The 25,343-nt window shown below is 65.1% G+C and carries 26 protein-coding genes; 6 read left to right on the forward strand and 20 right to left on the reverse strand.

Annotated features, from left to right (window positions below):
* Window positions 1-9: 9 nt before the first annotated feature.
* Genes F0Q04_RS22985 through F0Q04_RS22995 form a run of 3 tightly spaced genes read right to left on the reverse strand, consistent with a single transcriptional unit; the run spans window position 10 to window position 1,672 of the window.
* Window positions 10-408, reverse strand: a complete 399-nt coding sequence (locus tag F0Q04_RS22985; protein WP_021028992.1) for a roadblock/LC7 domain-containing protein — start codon at window positions 406-408, stop codon at window positions 10-12.
* The gene (locus F0Q04_RS22990) at window positions 405-971 is read right to left on the reverse strand and encodes a GTP-binding protein (RefSeq protein ID WP_232539456.1); all 567 of its coding nucleotides are present in this window, start codon (window positions 969-971) and stop codon (window positions 405-407) included. The genes F0Q04_RS22985 and F0Q04_RS22990 overlap by 4 nt, the downstream gene beginning before the upstream one ends.
* On the reverse strand, window positions 968-1,672 hold the full coding sequence (locus F0Q04_RS22995) for a hypothetical protein (protein ID WP_116926341.1): 705 nt from the start codon (window positions 1,670-1,672) through the stop codon (window positions 968-970). The genes F0Q04_RS22990 and F0Q04_RS22995 overlap by 4 nt, the downstream gene beginning before the upstream one ends.
* Before the next feature lie 272 nt (window positions 1,673-1,944).
* Between F0Q04_RS22995 and F0Q04_RS23000 the strand changes: the two genes are divergently transcribed.
* Genes F0Q04_RS23000 through F0Q04_RS23010 form a run of 3 tightly spaced genes read left to right on the forward strand, consistent with a single transcriptional unit; the run spans window position 1,945 to window position 5,708 of the window.
* Complete coding sequence (locus F0Q04_RS23000) at window positions 1,945-4,023, forward strand: ATP-dependent helicase (protein ID WP_116926340.1); 2,079 nt, start codon at window positions 1,945-1,947, stop codon at window positions 4,021-4,023.
* Between the two features lie 6 nt (window positions 4,024-4,029).
* On the forward strand, window positions 4,030-4,458 hold the full coding sequence (locus F0Q04_RS23005) for a hypothetical protein (protein WP_182343709.1): 429 nt from the start codon (window positions 4,030-4,032) through the stop codon (window positions 4,456-4,458).
* Window positions 4,459-4,517: 59 nt separating this feature from the next.
* Complete coding sequence (locus tag F0Q04_RS23010) at window positions 4,518-5,708, forward strand: phospholipase A (protein WP_182343711.1); 1,191 nt, start codon at window positions 4,518-4,520, stop codon at window positions 5,706-5,708.
* 197 nt (window positions 5,709-5,905) lie between these two features.
* Here F0Q04_RS23010 and F0Q04_RS23015 read toward each other — a convergent pair whose 3' ends face one another.
* Genes F0Q04_RS23015 through F0Q04_RS23075 form a run of 13 tightly spaced genes read right to left on the reverse strand, consistent with a single transcriptional unit; the run spans window position 5,906 to window position 19,176 of the window.
* Window positions 5,906-6,802, reverse strand: coding sequence for an alpha/beta hydrolase (locus F0Q04_RS23015; protein WP_232539457.1), 897 nt, complete (start codon window positions 6,800-6,802; stop codon window positions 5,906-5,908).
* The gene (locus tag F0Q04_RS23020) at window positions 6,792-7,190 is read right to left on the reverse strand and encodes a RidA family protein (protein ID WP_116926337.1); all 399 of its coding nucleotides are present in this window, start codon (window positions 7,188-7,190) and stop codon (window positions 6,792-6,794) included. The genes F0Q04_RS23015 and F0Q04_RS23020 overlap by 11 nt, the downstream gene beginning before the upstream one ends.
* 27 nt (window positions 7,191-7,217) lie before the next feature.
* Entirely contained in the window at window positions 7,218-7,673 is a 456-nt protein-coding gene (locus F0Q04_RS23025) for an acyl-CoA thioesterase (protein WP_116926336.1), read from the reverse strand.
* A 1-nt stretch (window position 7,674) separates the two neighbouring features.
* Window positions 7,675-8,385 carry an ABC transporter ATP-binding protein gene (locus F0Q04_RS23030; RefSeq protein WP_182343713.1) on the reverse strand — a complete coding sequence of 237 codons (711 nt, stop codon included), beginning with the start codon at window positions 8,383-8,385 and terminating at the stop codon, window positions 7,675-7,677.
* A complete protein-coding gene (locus tag F0Q04_RS23035; RefSeq protein ID WP_116926402.1) occupies window positions 8,385-9,149 on the reverse strand; it encodes an ABC transporter ATP-binding protein in 765 nt (254 codons plus the stop codon). Before F0Q04_RS23035 ends, F0Q04_RS23030 begins: the two co-directional genes overlap by 1 nt.
* An 11-nt stretch (window positions 9,150-9,160) precedes the next feature.
* The gene (locus F0Q04_RS23040; RefSeq protein ID WP_182343715.1) at window positions 9,161-10,171 is read right to left on the reverse strand and encodes a branched-chain amino acid ABC transporter permease; all 1,011 of its coding nucleotides are present in this window, start codon (window positions 10,169-10,171) and stop codon (window positions 9,161-9,163) included.
* The gene (locus F0Q04_RS23045) at window positions 10,164-11,084 is read right to left on the reverse strand and encodes a branched-chain amino acid ABC transporter permease (RefSeq protein WP_182343717.1); all 921 of its coding nucleotides are present in this window, start codon (window positions 11,082-11,084) and stop codon (window positions 10,164-10,166) included. Before F0Q04_RS23045 ends, F0Q04_RS23040 begins: the two co-directional genes overlap by 8 nt.
* 3 nt (window positions 11,085-11,087) lie before the next feature.
* The gene (locus F0Q04_RS23050; RefSeq protein ID WP_116926332.1) at window positions 11,088-12,272 is read right to left on the reverse strand and encodes an ABC transporter substrate-binding protein; all 1,185 of its coding nucleotides are present in this window, start codon (window positions 12,270-12,272) and stop codon (window positions 11,088-11,090) included.
* 44 nt (window positions 12,273-12,316) lie between these two features.
* Window positions 12,317-13,948: a benzoate-CoA ligase family protein gene (locus F0Q04_RS23055; RefSeq protein WP_182343719.1), complete on the reverse strand. Its 1,632-nt coding sequence runs from the start codon at window positions 13,946-13,948 to the stop codon at window positions 12,317-12,319.
* Window positions 13,949-14,007: 59 nt separating this feature from the next.
* The gene (locus F0Q04_RS23060) at window positions 14,008-15,183 is read right to left on the reverse strand and encodes an acyl-CoA dehydrogenase family protein (protein WP_182343722.1); all 1,176 of its coding nucleotides are present in this window, start codon (window positions 15,181-15,183) and stop codon (window positions 14,008-14,010) included.
* Between the two features lies 1 nt (window position 15,184).
* Window positions 15,185-16,039, reverse strand: a complete 855-nt coding sequence (locus F0Q04_RS23065; RefSeq protein ID WP_116926401.1) for an enoyl-CoA hydratase family protein — start codon at window positions 16,037-16,039, stop codon at window positions 15,185-15,187.
* A 23-nt stretch (window positions 16,040-16,062) separates the two neighbouring features.
* Window positions 16,063-16,836: an SDR family NAD(P)-dependent oxidoreductase gene (locus F0Q04_RS23070; RefSeq protein ID WP_116926329.1), complete on the reverse strand. Its 774-nt coding sequence runs from the start codon at window positions 16,834-16,836 to the stop codon at window positions 16,063-16,065.
* Between the two features lie 12 nt (window positions 16,837-16,848).
* Complete coding sequence (locus tag F0Q04_RS23075; protein WP_182343724.1) at window positions 16,849-19,176, reverse strand: bifunctional salicylyl-CoA 5-hydroxylase/oxidoreductase; 2,328 nt, start codon at window positions 19,174-19,176, stop codon at window positions 16,849-16,851.
* Window positions 19,177-19,292: 116 nt separating this feature from the next.
* Here F0Q04_RS23075 and F0Q04_RS23080 point away from each other — a divergent pair, with 116 nt between their 5' ends.
* The gene (locus F0Q04_RS23080; RefSeq protein ID WP_420093967.1) at window positions 19,293-19,826 is read left to right on the forward strand and encodes a MarR family winged helix-turn-helix transcriptional regulator; all 534 of its coding nucleotides are present in this window, start codon (window positions 19,293-19,295) and stop codon (window positions 19,824-19,826) included.
* 80 nt (window positions 19,827-19,906) lie between these two features.
* Here the strand turns inward: F0Q04_RS23080 and F0Q04_RS23085 are convergent, their stop codons facing one another.
* A complete protein-coding gene (locus F0Q04_RS23085; RefSeq protein ID WP_021029012.1) occupies window positions 19,907-20,392 on the reverse strand; it encodes a universal stress protein in 486 nt (161 codons plus the stop codon).
* Between the two features lie 125 nt (window positions 20,393-20,517).
* Here F0Q04_RS23085 and tgt point away from each other — a divergent pair, with 125 nt between their 5' ends.
* Together tgt and F0Q04_RS23095 are read left to right on the forward strand one after the other, a co-directional pair.
* On the forward strand, window positions 20,518-21,690 hold the full coding sequence (tgt, locus tag F0Q04_RS23090; protein ID WP_182343729.1) for a tRNA guanosine(34) transglycosylase Tgt: 1,173 nt from the start codon (window positions 20,518-20,520) through the stop codon (window positions 21,688-21,690).
* Between the two features lie 368 nt (window positions 21,691-22,058).
* The gene (locus tag F0Q04_RS23095) at window positions 22,059-23,480 is read left to right on the forward strand and encodes a GGDEF domain-containing protein (protein WP_116926326.1); all 1,422 of its coding nucleotides are present in this window, start codon (window positions 22,059-22,061) and stop codon (window positions 23,478-23,480) included.
* Here F0Q04_RS23095 and F0Q04_RS23100 read toward each other — a convergent pair.
* From F0Q04_RS23100 to F0Q04_RS23110, 3 genes are read right to left on the reverse strand one after another with little or no spacing between them, the layout of a single operon-like run.
* Window positions 23,477-24,262, reverse strand: coding sequence for a DUF2145 domain-containing protein (locus F0Q04_RS23100; protein ID WP_232539458.1), 786 nt, complete (start codon window positions 24,260-24,262; stop codon window positions 23,477-23,479). The two genes, F0Q04_RS23095 and F0Q04_RS23100, sit on opposite strands and share 4 nt — an antisense overlap.
* A 17-nt stretch (window positions 24,263-24,279) precedes the next feature.
* Complete coding sequence (locus tag F0Q04_RS23105) at window positions 24,280-24,756, reverse strand: hypothetical protein (protein ID WP_116926325.1); 477 nt, start codon at window positions 24,754-24,756, stop codon at window positions 24,280-24,282.
* Window positions 24,757-24,794: 38 nt separating this feature from the next.
* Complete coding sequence (locus tag F0Q04_RS23110; RefSeq protein ID WP_116926324.1) at window positions 24,795-25,295, reverse strand: YiaA/YiaB family inner membrane protein; 501 nt, start codon at window positions 25,293-25,295, stop codon at window positions 24,795-24,797.
* Window positions 25,296-25,343: the final 48 nt, after the last annotated feature.

The raw sequence follows: 25,343 nt of genomic DNA on the forward strand, positions 1-25,343 counted from the left end.
GACTTGCCATCAGACTTTGTTCATCTCCGCGCCCACTTCGGCCGCTGCCCACAGCACGCGGCCCAGGATCGCATTGGTATCGAGCACCATGCACAGAATGCAGGGGAACTCCGAGGTGACCGACTGGAACACGACCACGCCGCTCTCGGTCTCGAACGTCAGGCGCTTGCAACCGGTGTGGTTGATCTCTCGCCCCACCGCACGTGCCATCGCCATCAGGGAGCCGGCCATGGCCGACAGGCGGTTGAGCTGCAGCTCGCTGTTCGTGCGCAAGGACGCAATTTCAAATCCATCGGGCGTGCTCAGCAGTGCCACACGCACGCCATCAACAGGACCAATAAGCTTATCAAGCGCCTGCTGGCCTGCCTTGACGACTTGGGCAGGGATCAGAGGTTGTGATGCAGTCATGAATTCTCGCTTTGCAGAGACAGCATGGAAACAAGTACGCTCATCGCATCCAGCAGCTGCCCACGGTCGCGCGGGTCCGCTTCCAGAACGGGAATCACCCCATGGCCAGCAGAATACACGCCTTGGGCGAATGTTTCAATTTGTTGTGTTGTGGCCGGGCGTGCGCTCAGCACCAGCGTGACAGGTGGCTGGGGGAGTTGCCCGATCTCGTCGAGGATATGGTTGGTCTCGGCCAGGCTGGTCGGACTGTTCACATCGGTCATGATGAACACCCCCATCGATACCGACAGCACCCACTGGCGCACAAAGCTGAAACGCTCCTGGCCCGGGCAGCCGCAGATCTGCACCACCTCACCGCCGCCCAGATCGATCTCGCCAAACTCGGTGCCGACCGTGGTGAGTTCCTTGCTGTGGGCCGCCAGATCGAGGTTGCGGACATCGGAGCTGGACATCAGCGCACCGCACAGCGAACGCACGGCGGTGGTCTTGCCAATGCCCATGGGCCCGCACAGCGCAATGCGCGGCATCTTGTGCGGCCCGACTCCGCCTGATTCTTGATTCATCCCGGCTTACCTCCCCCTCGTATCCATCGGCCCAAACGGCTGAGCAAACCTTTGGAGTGTAGCGGCTCGCGATGGTGGGAGGGGGAAGAAGCAGCGGAAATGACAGGCATGGCCACGCCGCGCAGCACGCCGCGGCGGCCCAGCTCGACCAGGAGACCACGGGCCAGCGTGTTGTCCAGCCCGCTGTGCAGGCACAGCTGGGCGATGGAGACCGGTTCGCGCGAAAGCAGCGCCAGCGCGCGGATGCAGGGGCCGGTATTGAAGGGCGCGCCCACCGACACCCAGGACTTGAGCTGGTAGCGGAACTCCTGGCGCGCAGCTTGCGCAGGCTGTGCAGCAGCCCGCTCCGATTCATGGCGGATGACCTTGTTGCGCGCATCCCAGTCGAGCAGAAAGACCGCTGCGCGGTCGAACATGTCGATCAGGTCGCTCAAGGTGTAGTCTGCCTCCAGGCGACCGACCCAGCTTGCCCCGTCGAGCATGGCGGTCTTCACCTGCCCGATGCAGACCACGCAGGGTGCCTTGCCCAGCGACGAGATGGCATCAGCCATGCCCTGGTCCAGCACAATCAGCTGAGCGCGGTCACGCGGTACCTCTTTCCAGGGAAGCACCGATTTGCGTGAGGCCACGCCATACAGCGGCGCAAAGCGGTTGCGGCTGCTGGGGGTCAGCAATTCTGCGGAAATACCGGCGGTCTGCATGGCGATAATTTCACACTCTTATTGGCTTAATTAATAGGGTTTGCCACTTAGCCGCAGCAATGCTATCGGCATTCTAAAAGCTTGCCTGCCAGACGCAAGTGTTTATTCGGGGGTTTTACCATCTGCTCTACATTCATTGACAATTTCAAAGATTCTGTGGTTTTTTGTGTAAGCAAACATGTAAAAGCCAAAGTCCTGAATCTGCACATGGCTGCCGTTGCGGCTATTCTTCTGCGCTCTCCTTCCTGATCTGCAAAGGTTCTTTCGCCACCATGGCCGCTGGTCTCAATCTCGCCCAATTACAAGCTGTGCACTACACCCAGGGACCTTGCCTGGTGCTGGCCGGTGCCGGATCGGGCAAGACCCGGGTCATCACCCACAAGATTGCCCGCCTGATCGAGACCGGCATGGCGCCGCGCAAGATTGCGGCCATCACCTTCACCAACAAGGCTGCCTCCGAAATGCGCGAGCGCGCCAAGAGCCTCATCGGCCGCCAGGCCAAGGATGTGCTGGTTTGCACCTTCCATGCGCTGGGCGTGAAGATGGTGCGCGAAGATGGCCATGTGCTCGGGCTCAAGCCCCAGTTCAGCATTCTGGACAGCGACGATGTGGTCGGCATCCTCAGGGATGCGGCTGGCGGCACTGCCGATGTGGCCACCGCCCGCCAGTGGCAGTGGACCATCAGCAAGTGGAAAAACATGGGCCTCGACTACAAGGAGGCGCTGGCCCAGGCCGCCGATGACAACGAGCGCGCCATTGCCGTGCTGATGCAGCGCTACGACGAGCGGCTGACCGCCTACCAGAGCGTGGACTTTGACGACCTGATCGGCATGCCGCTGCGCCTGCTGCGCGACCACCCGGAGGTCCGTGCCAAGTGGCAGGCCAACCTGGGCCATGTGCTGGTCGACGAATACCAGGACACCAATGCCACCCAGTACGAGCTGCTCAAGCTGCTGGTGGGCGAGCGCGGCCATTTGACCGCCGTGGGCGATGACGACCAAAGCATCTATGGCTGGCGCGGCGCCACCTTGGACAACCTCAAGAAGCTGCCGGTCGACTACCCCCAGCTCAAGGTGATCAAGCTCGAGCAGAACTACCGCTCGACCAGCGCCATCCTGCGCGCGGCCAACAATGTGATCCAGCCCAACCCCAAGCTGTTTCCCAAGACCTTGTTTTCCGAGCTGGGCGAGGGCGAGCCGGTGCGCATCGTCGATTGCGACTCCGAAGAGCACGAAGCCGAGCGCGCCGTCGCCCGCATCCTGAGCCTGCGCGCAGCGGCCAACCCGCCGCCGGACTGGAAGAACTTCGCCATCCTCTACCGCGCCAACCACCAGGCCAAGCCTTTCGAGAAGGCGCTGCGCAAGGCCAATGTGCCCTACAAGGTATCGGGCGGCACCAGCTTTTTTGACCGCGCCGAAATCCGCGACCTCTGCGCCTGGTTCCGGCTGTGGATCAACAACGATGACGACCCGGCCTTTCTGCGCGCCATCACCAACCCCAAGCGCGGCATCGGCCACACCACCCTGGGCCGCCTGGGTGAATTCTCCAAGGCCCACCGCTGCAGCATGTTTGGTGCGCTGTTCAACGCCATGCTCGAAGACGCGATGCCTGCGAAGGGCCGCGAAAGCCTGCTGGAATTTGGCCGCTATATCAACGACCTGGAATACCGCGCCCGCCAGACGCGCGGTGCCGAAGAATCGCTGGCCTTCCTGCTCGACTGGCTCAAGGAGATCGGCTACGAGCAGCATTTGTATGACGCCGAAGACAGCGAGAAGGTCGCCGCCGCCCGCTGGACCAATGTGCTGGAGTTCTGCGACTGGATGGCCCAGCGCGCCGGCGGCCAGACCACGACAGCGGCCGACACGACGACGGTGAGCGAGTCCAAGAGCCTGCTCGAAGTCTCGCAGACCATCGCCCTGCTCTCGACCATCAGCGAGCGCGAAAAGGAGCAGGACATGGTGATCCTGTCCACCTTGCATGCCAGCAAGGGCCTGGAGTGGCCGCATGTGATGCTGATCGGCGTCAACGAAGGGCTGCTACCTTTCAAGCTCGACGACGATGACGGGCGCCAGCAAAAGGTCAGCGACGACACCGCGCAGCGCCTGCAGGAAGAGCGCCGCCTGATGTACGTGGGCATCACGCGGGCCCAGCGCTCGCTGGCCGTCAGCTGGACCAAGCGGCGCAAGAAGGGCCGTGAGCTGGTCTCGGCCCTGCCCAGCCGCTTTATTGCCGAGATGGGCCTGGACAGCAGCACCGCCCGCGAAGACCCGCGCGAAAAACTGCGCCAGCTGCGCGAAGAGTTCGCGCGCAAGGCCCAGAGCACCGCCGCCGCCAGCCCTGATCCCCTCTGACTATCCATGACCAAGACCCTGATCCTGACCGCCTTGTGCGCTGCACTGGCCAGCGCCTGCACCAGCACCCCCGCCCCCCGCCCTGCCTGCCCCAGCGCGCTGCAGATGGAGCAGCCCGAGCTGCTGGGCCACTGGCAGGCCGAGCTGCCCGGCCTGCCCGGGCCCGTCACCCTGCAGCTGGCCCCCCACCCCGAATGGAACGGCACCGTCAAGGGCCAGATCCAGCGGCCCGGCAGCAGCGCCATCGTCGTCGGTGATGTGGACAAGGGCAAGCTGACGATGGAGGAGTCGACCGATGGCAAAAAAGTCTCGGGCACCTGGCTGGGCGAGGTGGTCGACGGCAGCTGTGGCCGAGAAATCCGGGGCGAATGGTTGGATGCGAACGACAACAGCCACGCCTTCGTCATGCGCAAGCCATCGAAAACCCCGCAATAGCCGCAATAATGGGCATCGGCGCAGCCGTCACCGCCACGCCCCTAACTCCCTTCTCGACCATGACAACTTCGAAATTTCTGCGCTCGCCAGCCCCGCTGGCGGCGAGCCTGCTGATGGCCGGTCTGCCGCTGGGCAGCTTCGCGCAAACGCCCGCCGCTGCCAGCGGCTCGGCGGCCACGGTGTGGCAGCAATGCACAGCGCTCAGCGACGGCACCGCCCGCCTGGCCTGTTTTGACCAGTGGGCCCAGCAGCAGTCGCAGCAGCCCCTGGTCAGCCAACAGGCGCAGCCAGTGGCCGCCGCGCCTGCCGCCTCGGCCAACGCGATGGTGGGCCTGACCCCACCGGCGGGCGCACTGGCCGCCGCCGATGTACCGGCCCCCATCGGTGGCTGCCGCAATGACGGCTACACCGAGATGTCCCGCTTCTGGGAGCTGGAAGCGGGCACCGACTGCGGCACCTTCAGTTTCCGTGGCTACCGCCCCCTGTCGGTGTCGGTGGCTGTTGGCGACAAGGTCAACCGCCAGCCGACCTCGCTCAACCCCGTCAATGCAGCAACGACCGAGACCGACTACCAGCGGCAGGAAATGCGCATCCAGCTGTCGGTGCGCACCAAGCTGGCGCAAAACATGCTGACCGATCCGAATGGCAAGCTGCGTGATTCGCTGTGGATCGGCTACACCGGCCTGTCCTACTGGCAGGTGTTCAACTCGGACCTCTCGCGCCCCTTCCGCACGACCGACCACCAGCCCGAGATCTTCTATGTCTACCCGACCACCGCCCAGCTGCCCTTTGGCTGGCGCTGGCGCTACAGCGGCATTGGCCTGGAGCACCAGTCCAACGGCCAGAGCGACCCGCTCTCGCGCAGCTGGAACCGTACCTACCTGATGACCGGGTTTGAGCTGGACAACCGCTGGCAGCTGCAGGCCAAGATCTGGCACCGCATCAACGAGAGCGCGGAAGACGACAACAACCCCAATATCCAGAACTACATCGGCCGCAGCGAGCTGAAACTGGGCTGGAACGTCAACCAGCGCAACTGGATGGGCGTGACCGCACGCGGCTCGCTCAACGGCCATGGCAAGGGCTCGGGCCGCGTCGAATGGATGCACACCTTGGGTGATGGCTGGATGGGCGGCAAGAGCAACCTGCGCCTGCATGCCCAGCTCTTCCACGGCTATGGTGACAGCCTGATCGACTACAACTACAAGCGGACGGTGTTCTCGCTGGGCTTCAGCCTGCTGGACTTTTGAGCGCCACGACCACAACCCTTGAAACGTCGTTGCCTGGCCGGCCGCGCCAAGCCTTGCCGTACTACCGTACTGTCTGCGGCTTGACGCCTGGTCGGGGGCGCCCAGCCTCAAACGCAAACCTTCGGTTTGCTGGGTCGTGCTCGCGGCTTCTACGGGACGTCTGCTCAGCAGACGTTTCCCGTTTCCCAATAGGATCTTCAGGCAGAAAGCCGCAGCAGGCGCTGGCACAGATCCGACTGCGGATCCTCCAGCCCATGGAGCACCGAGAAATGGTCGCAGCCGGGCAGCGCCGCCTGCTCGGCCACATTGCCCGCCGCCTGCCAGGCGCTGTGCATCAGCAGCGACTGGCGCTCAAACTCGCTTTGTTCGCGCCCGCCCCAGACCAGGTGCATGGGGGTGGCGCAGCGTCTGGCCGCAAACGCGGGTGAGTTGCGCGCAACCAGCCCGTCGTCGAGCTGGATCAGCGGCTGCAGGTAGCTGTAGCGCAGCGGCGTGATATCGTAGAGGCCGCTGATCAGCAGCGCGCCGCGCAGCGGGTCATCGGGCAGGCCATAGTCGCGCTCCCAGGGCGTTTGCAGGCACATCGCGCCCAGTTGGCCACCGGCAGAATGCCCGCCCACCACCACCCGCGCCGGGTCGCCGCCATAGGCCTCGATATGGCGCAGTACCCAGGCCAGGCTGGCGCGGCACTGGCGCACGATTTCGTCGATGCTCACCTGCGGGCACAAGGCATAGTTCACCACCACGGTGCAAAAGCCCAGCGCCTGCGGGCCGAAGGCGACGCAGCTGAACTCCTTGGAGGTATTGGCCCGCCAGTAGCCGCCATGCAGATAGACAAACACGGGCGCTGCCGCGCCGCCTGCGGCCGGGTAGATGTCCAGGGTCTCGGCCAGAGTCGGGCCAAACGGCACATCCAGAACGCAGCGCAGCCCCCTACGCGCCTGGGCACTGCGCTCGGCAAAATGCTGGCGCGCGGCGGCCGGGTCGGCCACCGGGCGCAGCGGGTCGTACTGCGCATCAATCTGCGACTGCGATTCAAAATCGCGGTACAGCTTGAAAAGCCGGGGACCAGCCATGGCCGGGTCAGCCGGCATCGGGCACCACGGCGGTGACCTCGATCTCCACCTTGGCGCGGTCCTCGATCAAGGCCACGACCTGCACCGCCGTCATCGCCGCGTTGAAGCTGCCGATCAGCTCGCGGTAGGCCTTGCCGATCTCCGCCTGCTGGGCCATATAGGCCTCTTTGTCGGTGATGTACCAGGTCATGCGCACGATATGCTCGGGCCGGGCGCCGCCCTCTTCGAGCACCGCCACAATGTTCTGCAGCGCCTGGCGCACCTGGCCGGCCAGTTCATCGGTGTGGAACACCCCTTGCGCATCCCAGCCGATCATGCCGGCGACAAAAATCTGCCGGCCGCTGACCATGACGCCATTGGCATAGCCCTTGGGCCGGGGCCAGCCCTGGGGAAGTAGTACTTGCATGAGACGATTCCTTCTAAAAACCAAGCATTATTGAAAGCGCTCACCGGCCAGCCAGGCCGCCATGCGGCGGTGGATGGCGGCCGGTATGCGAATGGCTTCATGGCTGTCCAGGCTGGTGAACACCAGCGCCTGGTGGGCCAGTGCTCGCACCTGGCCGTCGTCACCCACACAGCGCAGCGCCAGCTGCAGCGAGCGGCTGCCCAGCCGCAGCACGGCCAGCTCCAGCTGCACCGCATCGCCCATGCGGGCAATCGCCCGAAAGTCGCAGGCCAGGTGCACGATCGGCAGACCCGTGCGTTCGGGCCCCAGCATCTGGGCATAGGGGTAGTGCAGCGCCTGGTTGAACCAGTCCTCCACCAGCGACTGGAACAGCACCAGGTACTGCGGATAAAACACAATGCCGGCCGGGTCGCACTGCGCAAAACGGATGCCGGTGGCCACGCGAAAAACGGGGCCGGTCTCGGGCCAGGTCAAGGCTGCCATGTCAGACCCCGATATAGCGTTGCCACAGCGCGGGCTGCGCCTCCAGCTGCGCCGAGCTGCCCTGCCATACCACCTGGCCGCGCTCGATCAGCGTGTGCTGGTCGGCCAGCGCCATCAGCCGCTTGACGTATTTGTCGATCACCAAAATCGCCTGGCCCTGCGCGCGCAAGGCCGCCAGGCATTGCCAGATCTCCTCGCGGATCAGCGGCGCCAGGCCCTCGGTGGCCTCGTCCAGAATCAGCAGATGCGGGTTGGTCATCAGCGCCCGGCCAATGGCCAGCATCTGCTGCTCGCCGCCCGAGAGCCGGTTGCCGGGGTTGCCGGCGCGCTCGGCCAGGCGCGGGAACAGCTGGTAGACACGGTCGAGCGACCAGGGGTTCTCCGAGGCATTGCGGTTGGCCGCAAAGGCCTGCAGGTTTTCCTGCACCGTCAGGTTGGCAAAGATCTGCCGGCCCTCGGGCACCACGGCCATGCCCATGCGCGCAATGCGGTCGGCGGGCAGGTGCTCGATGCGCTCACCCCGAAACCGCACGCTGCCCGCCGATGCCGGTGTCATGCCCAGGAGGCTGCGCACCGTCGTGGTCTTGCCCATGCCATTGCGCCCCAGCAAGGTCGCGACCTCGCCCGCCGCCATGCGCAGATGCATGCCAAACAGCACCTGGCTGCTGCCGTAGCAGGTCTCCAGTGCATCCACTTCCAGCAAATTGCTCATCAGGCGGCCTCCTCTGCAGCTTCATCGCCCAGGTAGGCACGCCGCACATCCGGGTTGCGCCGAATCTCATCGGGCGTGCCCGTCGCAATCACCTTGCCAAATACCAGCGTCGAGATGCGGTCGGCCAGCCGGAAGACCGCGTCCATGTCGTGCTCGACGAGCAGGATCGTCGTGTCCTGGCGCAGCTGCAGCAGCAGCTGCACCATGCGCTCGGATTCGTCCGGGCCCATGCCCGCCATCGGCTCATCGAGCAGCAGCATGCGCGGCCGCGTGGCCAGCGCCAGTGCCACCTCCAGCTGGCGCTGCTCACCGTGCGCCAGCAGGCCCGCCGTTTGCTGCAACTGGGCGGCCAGGCCTACGCGCTCGGCCACCTCGGCCGCCTGCGCATAGCGTGCGCTTTCGCTGCGTGCCGGGCGCCAAAAGCGCCAGCTCGATCCATCGCGTGCCTGCACGCCCAGTGCAATGTTCTCCAGCACCGTCAGGCGCTTGAAGATGCTGGTGATCTGGTAGGAGCGCACCAGGCCGGCCTGCACCCGCGCGGGCATGGGCTTGCGCTCCATGGCCTCACCGGCAAACAGGATCTGGCCCGCATCGGATGCCAGCGCGCCCGACAGCTGGTGGATCAAGGTCGTCTTGCCCGCGCCGTTCGGCCCGATCAAGGCATGGATCTGGCCGGCCTGCACCGCAAAGCTGGCATGGTCGGTGGCGGTGAGGCCACCAAAGCGCTTGACCAGGTTCTGCACCTGCAACAAAGGGGTTGGCATCTTGGCCGTGCTCATCGCTTGCTCCACATGCCGCGCCGCAGGCTCAGCAAACCATTGGGTGCCACCAGCACCACGATCAGCAGCACGGCGCCCAGGCCCAGCTGCCAGTGCACCGTATAGGCGGCCAGCACTTCTTCGAGCAGCAGGAACACCGCCGCGCCCAAGAGGCCCCCATACAGATGGCCGACACCGCCGAGGATGACCATGATCAGCAGGATGCCCGACTGGGTCCACTGCAGCATGCCGGGGCCGACAAAGCTGCCCTGGTTGGCCAGCATCGCGCCGGCCAGGCCAGCAAAGGCTCCGGCCAACGTGAAGGCCACGAGCTTGTAGCGGTAGACCGGAAAGCCGATGGCCTGCATGCGGGTCTCGTTCTCCTTGATGGCCTGCAGCACATGGCCAAAGCGCGCATTGAGCACGCGCGCCATCAGCAGCAGGCTGGTGCTGACCAGCGCCAGCACCACATAGTAGAAGGTCGCATCCTGGCCCAGATCCAGACCCAGCCCGATATCCGAGCGGCTGGGCAGCGACAGCCCGTCATCACCGCCCAGCGATTTGAACGACATGATCAGGTAGTACAGCATCTGCGCAAAGGCCAAGGTGATCATGATGAAGTACACGCCCTGGGTGCGCAGACTGATCGCGCCCACCAGCAGCGAGAAGGCCGCGCCCATCAGCATGGCCAGCGGCCAGGCCAGCCAGGCCGAGGTAATGCCCTGCTGCATCAGCAGGCCCACGGTGTAGGCACCCAGGCCGACAAAGGCCGCATGGCCAAAGCTCACCATGCCGCCAAAACCGAGGATGAAGTTGAGGCTGGCAGCGGCCAGGCCAAACACCAGCACACGGCTGGCCACGCCGATGTAGAAATCCTCACCCGTCGCCTGGGCGATCAGCGGAAAGGCAATCAGCAGCGCGAGCAAAGGCAGCACCAGCCGGGGCTGCAGCCGGTGGTCGAAGACGCTGGGCTGCGTGGCCCGTATCGCCTGCGCAGCGGCGGGTTGGGGGGCGGATGTGTCAGTCATGGGCGGGGAACAGACCTTGGGGTTTGGTGAAAAGCACGGCAGCCATCAGCACATAGATCAGCACCGAGGCCACGGCAGGGCCAGCGTTGGCTGCTACCTCGGGCCCCATGGCCTTGTCAAACAGCAAGGGCACCAGGGTGCGGCCGGCGGTATCGACCAGACCCACCAGCAAGGCGCCCATCAGCGCGCCCCGGATCGAGCCAATGCCGCCAATGACGATCACCACAAAGGCGAGGATCAGAATGCTCTCGCCCATTCCCACCTGCACCGCCAGCAGCGGGCCCAGCATGCCGCCCGCCACCGCACACAGCGCAGCGCCCAGCGCAAACACCAGCGTGAACAGCCGGCGCACATTGGCGCCCATGGCAGTCGCCATCTCGCGGTTGGCCGCGCCCGCGCGCACCTGCATGCCAAAGCGCGTGCGGGTCACCAGGAGCCACAGCAGTAGCGCCACGGCCAGGCCCACACCGATGATCAGCAGCCGGTAGGCCGGGTAGGAGAAACCATCCATCAAGGTCACCGGCCCGGCCAGCGCGGCGGGCGGGTTGAGCATCAGCGGCTGCGCGCCCCAGATGATGCGCACGATCTCGTTGCTCATCAGCAAGATGGCAAAGGTGCCCATCACCTGCGAGAGGTGGTCGCGGTGGTAGAGGCGGCGCAGGATCGTGTATTCCAGCAGCACGCCCACCACCACGGTGGCCAGCACCCCCAGGCCCAGGCCCAGCCAGAACGAACCGGTCGCCTGGCTGAGGCTGGCCACCAGGTAGGCGCCGATCATGTAGAGCGAGCCATGGGCCAGGTTGATCATGTCCATGATGCCGAACACGAGCGTGAGGCCGGCGGCCAGCAGGAACAGCATCAGGCCGAACTGCAGACCGTTGAGCGTCTGCTCAAGAATCAGGATGGTGTTCATCGATCAGGAGGGCATCTTGCAGTCTTTGACGTAGGCATCCTGGTGGTTCTTGAACACCGTGCCCACCGTGCGGTTGGTCAGCTTGCCCTGCGCATCCTTGCTCACCACGCGCAGGTAATAGTCCTGCACCGGGAAATGGTTGCTGTTGAACTTGAAGCTGCCGCGCACCGACTCGAACCTGGCCGCCTCGATGGCCTTGCGCAAGGCCGCCTTGTCATCGAGCTTGCCCTTGACATCGCGCACCGCCGCGTCCATCAGGCGGGCGGCGTCATAGCCGTGCGAGGCGTAGAGCGAGGGGTTGCGGCCAAACTCCTTCTGGAAGTCGGCGACGAATTTCTTGTTCGCGGCATTGTCCAGGTCATGCGCCCACTGCGAGGTGTTGAAGGTGCCCAGCATCGAGTCACCCACCGCGCGGATCACGTCCTCATCGGCCGAGAAGCCCGGCGCATACAAGGTGATGTCCTTGGACAGGCCGGCACCGACAAACTGCTTGATGAAGTTCACGCCCAGGCCACCGGGCAGAAAGATGTAGACGCCATCGACCTGGGCCGCACGCATCTTGGAGATCTCGGCGCCATAGTCCAGCTGGCTCAGCGAGGTATAGGTCTCCATGCCGATCTCGCCCTTGTAGAAGCGCTTGAAGCCGGCGATCGAGTCCTTGCCTGCGGGGTAGTTGGGCGCGATCAGCGCCACACGCTTGAAACCCTTGTCCTGCATGGTCTGGCCCGCTGCCTCATGCAGCGCATCGTTTTGCTGCGAGACATTGAAGAAATACGGGTTGCACTGGGCGCCCGCGTACTGCGAGGGGCCGGCATTGGGGCTGATGAAGAAGGTCTTGTTCTGGAACGCGGCCGGGCCCACGGCCAGCATCACGTTGGAGAACACGGTGCCGGTCATGAAATCCACCTTGTCGCGCTTGAGCAGGCGCTCGGCCGTCTGCTTGGCCACCTCGGGGTTTTGCTGGTCATCGACCACCACCACCTCGGCAGGCAGGTTGCCGATCTTGCCGTTCATGTGCTTGACGGCCAGCTGGAAGCCGTCGCGGATATCGGTGCCCAAACCGGCGCCGGGGCCCGACAAGGTGCTGAGCAACCCCACCTTGACCTGGTCGGCGGCACTGGCGCTGCTGGCGCACAGCAGCGCGATGGACAGACTGACAAGACTGCGATGCAAGAGATGAGGCTTCATGCTGGTTCCCTGGTTGAAGTACGTAAAAATTCGCCGAGCCGCTACTATGCCGGGCTGTGCAGCCGAAACCGTTGTAGTTTTCCCGTAGCCGTGCGCGGCAGCTGCGCGACAAACTCCACGGCCCGTGGGTATTTGTAGGGCGCCACCGTGCTTTTGACAAAATCCTGCAAGGTCTTGGCCATGTCCGCGTCCGCCACAAAGCCCGGGCGCAGCACCACAAAGGCCTTGACGATCTGGCCGCGCTCGCTGTCGGGCAGCCCGATCACCGCGCATTCGGCCACCGCCGCATGCGCGAGCAAGGCGTCTTCGACCTCCGGCGCGGCGATGTTGTAGCCCGAGGAGATGATCATGTCATCGGTGCGGGCCTGGTAATGAAAATAGCCGTCCGCATCCATCACATAGGCGTCACCCGTCAGGTTCCAGCCTGCGTGCACATACTGGGTCTGGCGGCTGTCGTTCAAATAACGGCAGCCGGTAGGGCCCTGCACCGCCAGCTTGCCCACCGTGCCGGCCGGCACTTCCTGGCCCTGATCATCAACCACCTTGGCGTGGTAGCCGGGCACCGCCCGTCCGGTGGCGCCGGGACGCGCCTCATCCTCGCGGTGCGAGATGAAGATGTGCAGCATCTCGGTCGAGCCAATGCCGTCGATGATCTCGATGCCGGTCGCCTCTTTCCACAGCGCGCGGGTCGAGGCATTCAAGGCCTCGCCGGCCGATACGCATTTGCGCAGCCGCGTCTGGCGCAGCCGCTCGCCCTGCTGGGCCATCACGCGGTACGAGGTGGGCGCGGTGAACACCACGGTCGCGCCAAACTGCGCGATGCCATCGACCAGCTGTGCGGGCCCTGCTTTTTCCAGCAGCGCCATCGACGCACCAATCGCCATCGGGAACAGCACCTGCCCACCCAGGCCAAAGGTAAAGGCCAGTGGCGGGCTGCCGATAAACACATCATCGGGCGCAGCCCGCAGCACATGGCGCGGCCAGCAGGCACAGACCGCCATGACATCGCGGTGGAAATGCATCGTGGCCTTGGGCACGCCCGTGGTGCCCGAGGTAAAGCCCAGCAGGCAGGTGTCGGTCGCCGCCGTCTGCACCGTGTCGAAATGCGGCGAGGCCTGGGCCATCAGCGGCTCCAGCGCCTGCGCTGCCGGCAGGCCACTGCCATTGAAGTACCGCACCGCCTGCAAGCGCGGGTTGGCCGCCTGCGTCGCCTGCACCTCGGCCTGCAACGCCGCATCGCACAGCGCATGGCTGACCTGGGCAATCTCGATGATGGTGCCCAGCTCCTTGGCGCGCAGCAGCGGCATCGCAGCCACCGCAATGCCGCCGGCCTTGACCACCGCAAACCAGCTCGCCACCATCATCGGGTTGTTGGGCGCGCACAGCAGCACGCGGTTGCCGGGCACCAGGCCCATCTGCGCGGTCAACACATTGGCGATGCGGTTGGCCTGGGCCTGCAAGTCGGCATAGGTCCAGCGCATGCCCTGGGCCTGCAGGCACAGGCGCTCGCCCCGGCCCTCGGCCACATGGCGGTCCAGCAGCTCGGCGGCGCAGTTGAGGCGCTCGGGGAACTGCAGCTCGGGCAGCTCGAACAGGTAGTCGGGCTGCAACTCGGGCGGCGGCAAATGCGTGGCCGCAAAGCGGTCGGTATGCGCGGTATAGGGCGTGGCAGACATCTCGCAAACTCCAGACTGAAAGGAGAAACCGGAACCGGAATCCAGGTGCTAGGCAGAGCTCAAGGCGCAGCGGGCGCCACTTGTTTGAGCAGCTCGCGGGCGATGATGAGCTGCTGCACCTCGGTCGCTCCTTCGTAAATGCGCAGCGCGCGGATCTCGCGGTACAGGCGCTCGACCGGCTGGCCGCTGACAACACCCAGCCCGCCCCACATCTGCAGCGCTGCATCGATCACCTGCTGGGCGTTCTCGGTGGCGGTCATCTTGGCCATCGCCGCCTCGCTGGTCACGCTCTGGCCCTGGTCACGCTGCCAGGCGGCGCGGTAGGTCAGCAGCGCGGCGCTGTCGATCTGGGTGGCCATCTGCGCGAGCTTGGCCTGGGTGAGCTGAAAATCGGCCAGCACGCCCTGGAACATGCGGCGGCTGGTGGCGCGCTGCAAGGCCTCGTCCATCGCGCGGCGCGCAAAGCCCAGCGCGGCGGCGGCCACCGAGGTGCGGAACACATCCAGGGTGCGCATCGCCAGCTTGAAACCCTCACCGGCCGCGCCCATGCGCTGGCTCGCCGGCACGCGGCAGCCGCTAAAGCGCAGCCGCGCCAGCGGGTGCGGCGCGATCACATCGATGCGCTCGGCAATCTCCAGGCCAGGCGTATCCGCATCCACGATCAGCGCCGAGATACCGCGCGCCCCCGGCGCCTCGCCGCTGCGCACAAACACCACATAAAAGTCGGCAATGCCACCGTTCGAGATCCAGGTTTTTTCGCCGTCGATGACATAGTGGTCACCGTCCAGGCGGGCCGCGCAGGCCATGGCGGCCACGTCCGAGCCGGCGTCGGGCTCGGACAGCGCAAAGGCCGCAATGGCCTCGCCCCGGGCCACCCGGCCCAAGTAGCGCGCCTTCTGCGCCTCCGTGCCCGCCAGGCTGATCGCGCCCGAGCCCAGCCCCTGCATCGCAAACGCAAAGTCGGCCAGGCCGTTGTGGCGTGCCAGGGTTTCGCGGACCAGGCAGATGGCGCGGGTGTCGATTTGCGCGGCTACGCCGCCATGCGCCTCGCCGGCCACCGCATGGCGCAGCCAGCCCGCCTGGCCCAGCGCCTTGACCAACGCGCGGCAATCGCCGTCGGTGTCGCTGCTGTGCACATGGGCGACATGCTCGGCGGCCCAGGCATCGAGCGTCTGCGCCAGCTGCGCGTGGCGGGGCTCAAAAAACGGCCACTGCAGGTAACGGGTGTCGGCCATGTCAGTTCCCCTGGAATTGCGGCTTTTGCTTGGCCACAAAGGCCTCGTAGGCGCGCTTGAAGTCTTCGGTCAGCATGCAGATGGCCTGCGCCTGCGCCTCGGCCTCAATGGCCTGGTCGATGGTCATCGCCCATTCCTGGTGCAGCTGGGTCTTAGTGATGCCATTGGCAAAGCTGGGGCCCGCGGCCAGGTCAGCCGCCATCTGCTGGGCCTGCGCCAGCAGCGCTTCGGGCTCGGCCAGGCGGTTGAAAAAGCCCCAGCGCTCGCCCTCTTCGCCGCCCAGGCTGCGGCCGGTATAGAGCAGCTCGCTGGCCCGGCCCTGGCCGATGATGCGCGGCAAAAAGGCGCAGGCGCCCATGTCGCAGCCGGCCAGGCCCACGCGGTTGAACAGGAACGCCGTCTTGCTGCGCGCCGTGCCCAGGCGTATGTCCGAGGCCATCGCCATGATGGCGCCGGCGCCGGCACAGATGCCATCGACCGCCGCAATGATGGGCTGCGGGCAGGCCCGCATGGCCTTGATCAGCTCGCCGGTCATGCGGGTGAACATCAGCAGCTCGGGGGCCTTGAGGGCCACCAGCGGGCCGATGATTTCATGCACATCGCCGCCGGAGCAGAAATTGCCGCCCGCGCCCACCAGCACCACGGCCTTGACATCCTGCGCCCACTTCAGCCGGTGGAACAGATCGCGCAGCTCGGCATAGGAATCAAAGGTCAGCGGATTCTTGCGCTCGGGCCGGTTGAGCGTGATCGTTGCCACGCCGGCATGGACCTGCCACAGAAAATGCCGGGCCTGGTAGCCGGCCAGCTGCTGGTGGTTGCCCGCCACCAGCGCGGGGTCAATGGTGTATTCGCTCATGCCTGTCTCCACAAATTCGGGGTTCACATCACTTCGCCGCCAGCCACCGCAATGGCCTGGCCGGTCATCGCGCCAGCGCCCTTGCCGCAGAGCCAGACGACGGCATCGGCCACCTCCTGGGGCTGCACCAGGCGGCCCTGGGGGTTGTCGCGCACAAATTCGGCCATGGCCTGCTCGGGGCTGCGGCCGGTCTTGGCCACCACCCGGTCGATGCTGGTCTTGACCAGGTCGGTTTCGGTGTAACCCGGGCACACCGCATTCACGGTGATGCCCCGGCTTGCCACTTCCAGCGCCAGCGCGCGGGTCAGGCCCACCACACCATGCTTGGCCGCCACATAGGCCGATACATAGGCGTAGCCGGTCAGGCCTGCGGTGCTGGCCACATTGACGATGCGGCCATAGCCTGCCGCCTGCATCGCCGGCAGCACCTGCTGCATGCACAGCATCGTGCCGGTCAGGTTCACCGCCAGCATCTGCGACCACAGCTGGGCATCGGTCTTCATAAAGGGCGCGCTCTGCGCCTGGCCGGCGTTGTTCACCAGGATCTGGATATCGCCAAAGGCGGCGACAGCCTGCGCAAAGGCTGCGACCACTTCAGGCCCTTGCGCCACATCGGCCAACACCCGCTGGCACTGGCCTGGGTGGGCATCCACCAGTTGTTGCAGCGGCTCGGGCCGGCGGCCCAGCACCGTCACCCGGGCGCCCTGCGCCAGCAGCTGGCGGGCAATCGCCTCGCCAATGCCCTGGCCGGCGCCGGTTACCAGTGCATGCTGTCCTTCAAAGCTCTTGCTTGACATCGGCAGCGCTCCTCAATGGCCGGCGGCCGCTTGCTGGGCCTTCTCGCGCTCGAACAGGCTCTCCATCTGGCGCTTGCCGGCAAAGTAAGGCTTGGGCCAGGCAATGGCGGTGTAGCCAATCTTGGCCGCCTCGGTCAGGGTCCAGGCCGGGTTGGCCAGGTGGGGGCGGGCGACAGCACAGAGATCGGCACGGCCGGCGGCAATGATGGAGTTCGCATGGTCGGCCTCGCTGATCGCGCCCACGGCCATCGTCGCAATACCCGCCTCCTGGCGGATGCGGTCGGCAAACGGGGTCTGGAACATGCGGCCATAGACCGGCTTCTCCTGCTTGCTGACCTGACCGGACGAGCAGTCGATCAGGTCCGCGCCTGCGGCCTTGAAGGCCTTGGCAATCTCTACCGCGTCATCCGGCGTGATGCCGCCGGGCACCCAGTCATGGGCGGAGATGCGCACCGACATCGGCCGCTCCTGCGGCCAGACGGCGCGCACGGCCCGGAACACCTCCAGCGGGTAGCGCAGGCGGTTTTCCAGGCTGCCGCCATAGGCATCACCCCGCTGGTTGGTCAACGGCGAAATAAAACTGGACAGCAGATAGCCATGGGCGCAGTGCAGCTCCAGCCAATCGGCACCCACCTCGGCAGCCATCTGGGCGGCTTGTACAAACTGCTGCTTGACCTCGTCCATCTGGGCCAGGCTCATCGCCTGCGAGATCTGGCTCACGCCTTCCAGGTACTGCTGGGGCGAGGCCGAGATGATGGGCCAGTTGCCCTCGGCGAGCGGCAGGTCCGTGCCCTCCCAGGCCAGGCGGGTGGAGGCTTTCGCTCCGGCATGGCCGATCTGCATCGCAAACTTGGCATCGGTGTGGGAGTGGATCCAGTCGCTGATGCGCTGCCAGGCCTGCTTTTGTGCCTGGCTGTAGGTGCCGGGGCAGCCGGGGGTGATGCGGCCTTCTGGGCTGACGCAGGCCATCTCGGCAAACACCAGACCGGCGCCACCCATGGCCCGCGCGCCCAGGTGCACCAGGTGGTAGTCGCCGGGCACGCCATCCACCGCCGAGTACTGCGCCATCGGCGAGACGACGATGCGGTTCTTCAAGGTCAGGCCGCGCAGGGTATAGGGCAGGAACATCGGCGGCGGCGCCTTGCCCTGCACCTCCACCCCGTTTTGCGCGGCCAGCCAGGCCTCATAGCCGCCCAGCCAGGCGGCATCGCGCAGGCGCAGGTTCTCATGGCTGATGCGCTGGCTGCGTGTCAGCATCGAGTACATGAACTGCTCGGGTTCGAGCTGGTCGCAGTAGCGCTTGCCGCAGACCTCGAACCACTCCATCGCGTTCCAGGCGGCATTCTGGATGCGCAAGGTCTCCACCCGGCGCAGCGCCTGGTAGGCCTGCAGCACCGCCGGGATCTGCGCCTTGCCATCGCCCAGCTGCTGGAACTGCCGCGCCAGCTCGATCGCATCCTCAATCGCCAGCTTGGTGCCCGAGCCAATTGCGAAATGCGCCGTGTGCACCGCGTCGCCCATCAGCACCACATGGCTGCCCTTGGCGTTTTGCAGCCACCACTGGTCGCAGACCACGCGCTGAAAATTGATCCAGGCCGAGCCGCGCAGATGGCGCGCATTGGTCATCAGCCGCGCGCCTTGCAGGTTGTCGGCAAACAGCTCCTCGCAAAAGGCAATCGACTGCGCCTGGTCGGCCGTGTCCAGGCCGCAGGCCTTCCAGGTCTCTTCGGTGGTCTCGACGATGAAGGTCGAGGTCTTGTCATCGAACTGGTAGATATGGGCCTGGAACCAGCCGTGCTCGGTGCGCACAAAGTCAAAGGTAAAGGCCTCGTAGACCTTGTTGGCGCCCAGCCAAATAAAGCGGTTGGGGCGGGTGACGATATCGGGCTTGAAGACCTCGGCATATTTGCTGCGGATGCGCGAGTTCACACCATCGCTGGCGATGATGAGGTCGGCATCGGCATAGTCCTCGTCGGACTGCACATCGGTCTCGAACACGAGCTGGACACCCAGCTGCTCGCAACGTGCCTGCAGAATGTTGAGCAAATGCTTGCGGCCAATGCCGACAAAGCCATGTCCGCCCGAGCGGATCTTGCGCCCCTTGAACAGCAGCTCGATATCGTCCCAGTGGTTGAAGGCCGCTTCGATCTGCGCAGCCGTCGCCGGGTCCCATTCGCGCATGTTGTCCATCGTCGCGTCAGAGAACACCACGCCCCAGCCAAAGGTGTCATAGGGCTTGTTGCGCTCGACCACGGTCACGTCATGCGCGGGGTCCATCTGCTTCATCAACAGCGCGAAATACAAGCCGGCGGGGCCGCCGCCGATGCAGACAATTTTCATGGCCAGGACCATCCTGAAAAATACTTTATAACTAAATTATTGATGCATAAATAATTCACTAAAATACGCACATACCCTATCACTGGAGCCGCCTGCGGTACTGCACCATGGGCGCCATGGCTGACATGCAAACCCTCTGCAACTCCCCCTCCGATTCCGGTGGCGGCATGGCTGGCCGCGAGGCCGGCCTCGCCCATGACGAACACCAGGCCGTGCGCCTGTGGCTGCGGCTGATGACCTGCAGCACGCAGATCGAACAGGTGATTCGCAGCAAGCTGCGCACCCAGTTCGCCACCACCTTGCCGCGCTTTGACTACCTGGCCCAGCTCAGCCGCTTCCCCAAGGGTTTGCGCATGAAGACGCTGTCCGAGTACCTGATGGTCACCGGTGGCAATATCACCGGTCTGACGGACCAGCTGGTGGCAGAAGGCTGGGTGGAGCGGGTGGCCGATGACGAGGACCGGCGGTCGATGACGGTGCGCCTGACGCGCAGCGGCAAAAAGCAGTTCAGCGCCATGGCCAAGGCGCATGAGCAGTGGCTGGAGCATTTGCTCGCACCGCTGGGCGCAGATGCCGCGCGTGAGCTGTATGAGCAGCTGGGCGTGCTGCGGCAGATTGTGGGCCAGCGGGTGGAGCCGGTTGCCGACTGAATACCGCCCCAAAAATGACAAAGAGCCTGCGGACGCGCTGGTCCGGCAGGCTCTCAGAAGTCTCTGGCCCTCTTGGGGAATTACATCGCGGTATCAGCCTGGCTGAGGTCGCCATCTGCCTCATCGGCCTCCAGCACCTCGGGCATCTTGACGATGGTGGTCGGCACCTTGCTGTGGCGCGCCACCTCGCGCGAGACCGAGCCGATCAGAATGCTGCCCAGCATGCTCTCGCCGGTGGCACCGAGCACGATCAAGCCGCAGCCCTTCTCCTCTGCGATGTCGAGCAGGCTCGCGTAGATATCGCCCAGGCGGATCTCCACCTCATACGACACACCGGCCAGGCGCAGCATGTCCAGCGCCGGAGCAACCAGGTCCATGCCCGCCTCCAGGCTGGCGTTGGCGATCAGCTCCGAATCCTGCGTAGCCAGCTCCAGAAAGCTGGCCTCCTTTTGCACATGGGCGACCACCACATGGGCGCGCAAGCCCTGCTGCACCAGCTGCACGCCGTGCTGCACCGCCTGCAGCGAGTTGGGCGATCCGTCGACGGCGATCATGATGTTGAGCATGGGCTTCTCCTTGGCAGTGAAAGATAAGACCAGTGTAGCGATCTGCCGGCAGCCCCTGTGTCAGAGACGAGCCTGCGAAACCCGCCGCGCCGTCAACTACCGCACATCTGCGAAAATGCCCGGTTATGCTGCAGTTCGACCTTCTCAAAACCGATCCCACCAGCCACGCACGCCGTGGCACGCTCACGCTCAACCATGGCGTGGTGCAGACCCCCATCTTCATGCCCGTGGGCACCTATGGCACTGTCAAGGGCGTGATGCCGCGCAGCCTCGAAGAAATGGGTGCCCAGATCATTCTGGGCAATACCTTCCACCTGTGGATGCGCCCGGGGCTGGATGTGATGAAAAGCTTTGGCGGCCTGCACGGTTTCGAGAAATGGGACAAACCCATCCTGACCGACTCGGGCGGCTTTCAGGTCTGGTCGCTGGGCGCGATGCGCAAGATCACCGAAGAAGGCGTGCATTTCCAAAGCCCGGTCAATGGCGACAAGCTGTTCATGTCGCCCGAGGTCAGCATGCAGATCCAGACGATTCTGAACTCGGACATCGTCATGCAGCTCGACGAGTGCACGCCGTACGAGACCAACGGCAAGAAGACCACCGAGGCAGAAGCGCGCAAATCGATGGAGATGAGCCGCCGCTGGGCCAAGCGCTCCAAGGAAGAGTTCGAGCGCCTGGACAACCCCAATACCTTGTTCGGCATCGTGCAGGGCGGCATGTTCAAGCACCTGCGCGAGGAATCGCTGCAAGGCCTGCTGGAGATCGATTTCCCCGGTTATGCGGTAGGCGGCGTCTCGGTGGGCGAGCCCAAGGACGAGATGCTGGACATCATGCAGCACACGCCCCACCTGCTGCCAGCCCACAAGCCGCGCTACCTGATGGGCGTGGGCACGCCCGAGGACCTGGTGCAGGGTGTGGCCGATGGCGTGGACATGTTCGACTGCGTGATGCCCACGCGCAATGCGCGCAACGGCACCATCTTCACCCGCTATGGCGACCTGAAGATCCGCAACGCCCGCCACAAGACCGACCACCAGCCCATCGACACCTCCTGCACCTGCCACGCCTGCGCCGGCAAGAGCGGGGTGAGCTGGGACAACGGCGGGCGCGAGGGTTTCAGCCGCGCCTACCTGCACCACCTGGACCGCTGCGGTGAGATGCTGGGCCCCATGCTGACCACCATCCACAACCTGCACTACTACCTGAACCTGATGCAGGAAGTGCGCCAGTCGCTCGATGCCGGCCACTTTGCCCAGTTCCGCGCCCAGTTCAAGTCGGACCGGGCACGCGGTATCTGAGTGCCAGGCCCTCTGCGCGGCAAAGCGTGGGGGCCACGAGACAATGCCACGCCACGCTTGACAGCCCCAGCGTAAAGTACGAGACAGGGCCATCTTGTGCTGAGCGCCCACTGCCAAGCCCCATCCAGCGGCCACCACAGCACCAGTCCTCAGCGGCATGTTCCTGCTATAGGCGCCACTGGCATGAATTGTTAGCTCCTTTTTTGGAAGCAACAGTAAATGAATGAGTTTATTAGCTCATAAAAACTTCAGTCTGCCGCGACCTTGCGGCTGCAATTGCCCACCTGCCAATGCGTGACTGGCCCACGGGGTTGGGCCCATGGCTTGGCAGGTGAGCGGGTATATTTCGCCCATCCTCCCTCATTCCCATGCCGACCGCGTCGTCCGTCCATCCCTTGGAGCAACCCCATAGCGGTCGCTTGCTGCTCTGCGCCAGCTTGGCGGTGTTTGCGGCGGCGATGGTGGGCATCTTGCTGCGACCGCTCGGCTACCTCTCGGTGTTCTGGCCTGCCAACCAGATCGTGCTGGTGCTGTTGCTGCGCTACCCGCGCCTGATGCGGCCTGTGGGGCTCGCTGCCCTTTTTGCCAGCTTTGTGCTGGCCGATCTGATCACCGGTACCTCCTTGTGGCTGTCCCTGGGCTTTACCACCGCCAACCTGTGCGGCGCCGCCTGCGGCTGGCTGTTTCTGCGCCGGCAATCCCAGCGCGATCTGCAGATGGAGGGCCAGTATTCCGCCTTGCTGGTGTTCTTTGCCAGCGGCATGGCATCGCTGGTATCGGCGGCCATTGGCGGGCCCATCAGCGCCTGGGCCTTTGATCTGTCGATGCGCCAGGGGCTGCTGATGTGGTGGACCGGCGAATGGATGAACGCGATGGTGCTGCTGCCGTTCCTGCTGGCGCTGCCCTCGGCACGCAGCAGCGGCGCAAAGCAAGAGCGCCAATCCTGGGCCTTGAAACTGCTGCCCGCGCTGGCCGTGGTCGGCCTGGAGATGACCAGCTACATGGTGGGCAACAAGGTCGGCTCGCTGGTGTTCTCGCTGCCCGCGCTGCTGTGGTGCGCGCTGTCCTACCGCATCCTGACCACCGCCATCATCACCATGGTGGTGTTTGTGACCAAGGTGATCGTGATCTCCAACATCGTGGGCTTTATCCCGGCCAATGTGCTCGATGTGGCCAGTCTGCGCCTGGGCATCACGATGCTGATCCTGGGGCCGCTGTCGGTGGCGGGCTCGCACGCCGCACGCGCCGAGCTCTTGCACCGCATGCGCTACCAGGCTCACCACGACAGCCTGACCGATGTGCTCAGCCGCAATGGCTTTGTGCAGGCCAGCCATGCGCTGCTCAAGCGCCTGACCCATGAAGGCAGTTCGGCGGCGGTGCTGATGCTGGACCTGGACCATTTCAAGCGCGTCAACGACAACCACGGCCATGCCAGTGGCGACCGTCTGCTGCGCGATGTCAGCCAGGTGCTGACCGAATCGCTGCGCCCGCAGGATGTGCTCGGCCGCATCGGTGGCGAAGAGTTCGCCGTGGTGCTACCCCATATCAGCTTTGAAGACGCCACCGCCATTGCCGAGCGCCTCTGCCATACCGTGCGCAGCGGCCGCTTTCTGACGGCGCACCACGAGCCGCTGCAGGCCACGCTTAGCATCGGCCTGGCCTACAAGCAAACACTGCAGCACGGCGACAGCCTCGAAGACCTGCTGCGTGAAGCGGACCTGGCCCTTTACCAAGCCAAGGCCCAGGGCCGCGACTGCGCGGTCTGGACGGCGCCGCTCTCTGCGGCTTAACGCAGCAGCACCGGCGCCGACGCCAAGCCGCTCCTCTGCAAAAACGCCAACGCCGAATCCACTGTCGCCGTTTCAATGTGGCCGGCAAAGCGCTTTTCCGGCGGGTGGTCGTCAAAGGCAATGTTGGCGCGCGTCATGCGGCCGCCCAGCCGGGTCATCGCACCAATGCGCAAGTCGCTGGGCTGGTAGCCCTGCAGCTGCAACCAGGCCTGCGCCTGGCCCCGGTCATGCACAGTCTGCGGCGCCAGCGCCTGGGCCAGGGTCTCCAGCGCCCACTGGTTGCTTTGCTGGTAGCGCTGGCTCCAGGGATAGGCCAGCATGCTGTAGCGCGGCTCGTGCAGCTGCAAGGGCTGCGCGTTGGCCGACAACGCCAGCAGCAGCTTTTGCTGCACCTCCTTGGCCGGCACCACCACCACCGCCTGGTAGCGCCACATATCGTCCAGAAAGAACTCGCCCAGCCCCTGGCGGTAGACATGGGAGGCGGCGGTGCCGCAGTCATTGAGCTTGTGCACCACACGCCAGGCACCGGTGGCCGACTTGTAGGCCCAGCCCATGTGCGAGAACTGCAGCTGGTACTTGCGCAAATCCTGCCCCTGGCGGCCCAGCAACACGACCTGCGCACCGCTGGCATCCAGCGCCTGAGCAACGTTCTGTGCCAGGTTCAGGCTTTGGCGCACGCTATCCAGCGTGGGCTTTTGCGGCTCGCAGCTGCGGCCGGCCTGGGCGCCCGTGGCGGCCAGCAGTGCGGCGGCCAGCAGGCCCAGGCGCAGAGGTTTCAACATGGCCATCTCCTTGGTCATCACAGGCGCTCGTTGTAGAGCAGCGCTTTGCCGATCGCATTGGGGATAAAGGCGATCACCTCGCCAGCGGCCGACAGCAGCACGCCCGTGCCCACCACGCTGACGAGGATGGCCGTGCCGACACCGGCGGCGCTGGCGCCCAGGGCGCCGGCCGACAGTTCAATGCTGGCCGCCGCGCCGTCCGATGCGCTCTCCAGCAACCAGACCGTGCCCTTGGCCGAGGCCTGCACGCCCTTGACGATGAGCTGGGCCCCATCGACCGACAGTGCCACCGGAATGGAGACAACGGTGGCCGACGCCCCCACCGAGGCCGCCGTGCCCACGACCACCGAGGCAATCGGCAGCGCCGAGAGCATCAGGGACGCATCGCTTTGCGCCTGGGCCGCCGGTGCGGTGGCCAAACCCAGCACCAGGGCGGCGCTGGCCAGAGTGGCAGAAGCGCGGCGCTGCCATTTGCTGCAAGTAAGACTGAACATATGCTGCTCCCGTGTTGGCTGCATCATCCGATGGGCGCTCACACGCGCTCCTGCGGGTGGCCCACGTCATGCTCGCGGGGCGCACTGCGCATGCTGCGGGCCTGGTGGATGGCGGTGGCCAGGTCCGACTCATGCTTGTCGCGCAGCATCTTGGCCAGGGTGAAGGCGGTGGTGATCATGTACATCCAGCTCACGCCCAAGAAGGCCTTGTAGGTCGGGTTGATGTCCATGCTGAGCAAACCCCAGCCGGTCAGCCCCATCGCGATCGCAAATCCGCCCCAGACCACAAAGCGCCACATGGGCGTGTCGCCAGCTGCCTGGCTGCTGCCCGCTTGCTTATCCCGCACAAACTTGGCCAGCACAAAGGCGGCCGACAGGCAGAACATATAGCCCATCACCATGAATGCCTGCTCCAGGTGTTGCCCTGGCAGCCAGGCCAGGCCGATCGCGCACATCGAGACCGCAATACCAAACGAGATCCATACCTGGTATTGCCAGGCACGGGTGTCACGCTGAACAGGATTGGAGAATGGAGACATGGTGGGTCGGAGCAACAGGGCCCCGCTTTGGTTGAACACGCTGCGATG

It is taken from the genome of Comamonas koreensis (assembly GCF_014076495.1).
GTDB lineage: Bacteria > Pseudomonadota > Gammaproteobacteria > Burkholderiales > Burkholderiaceae_C > Comamonas > Comamonas squillarum.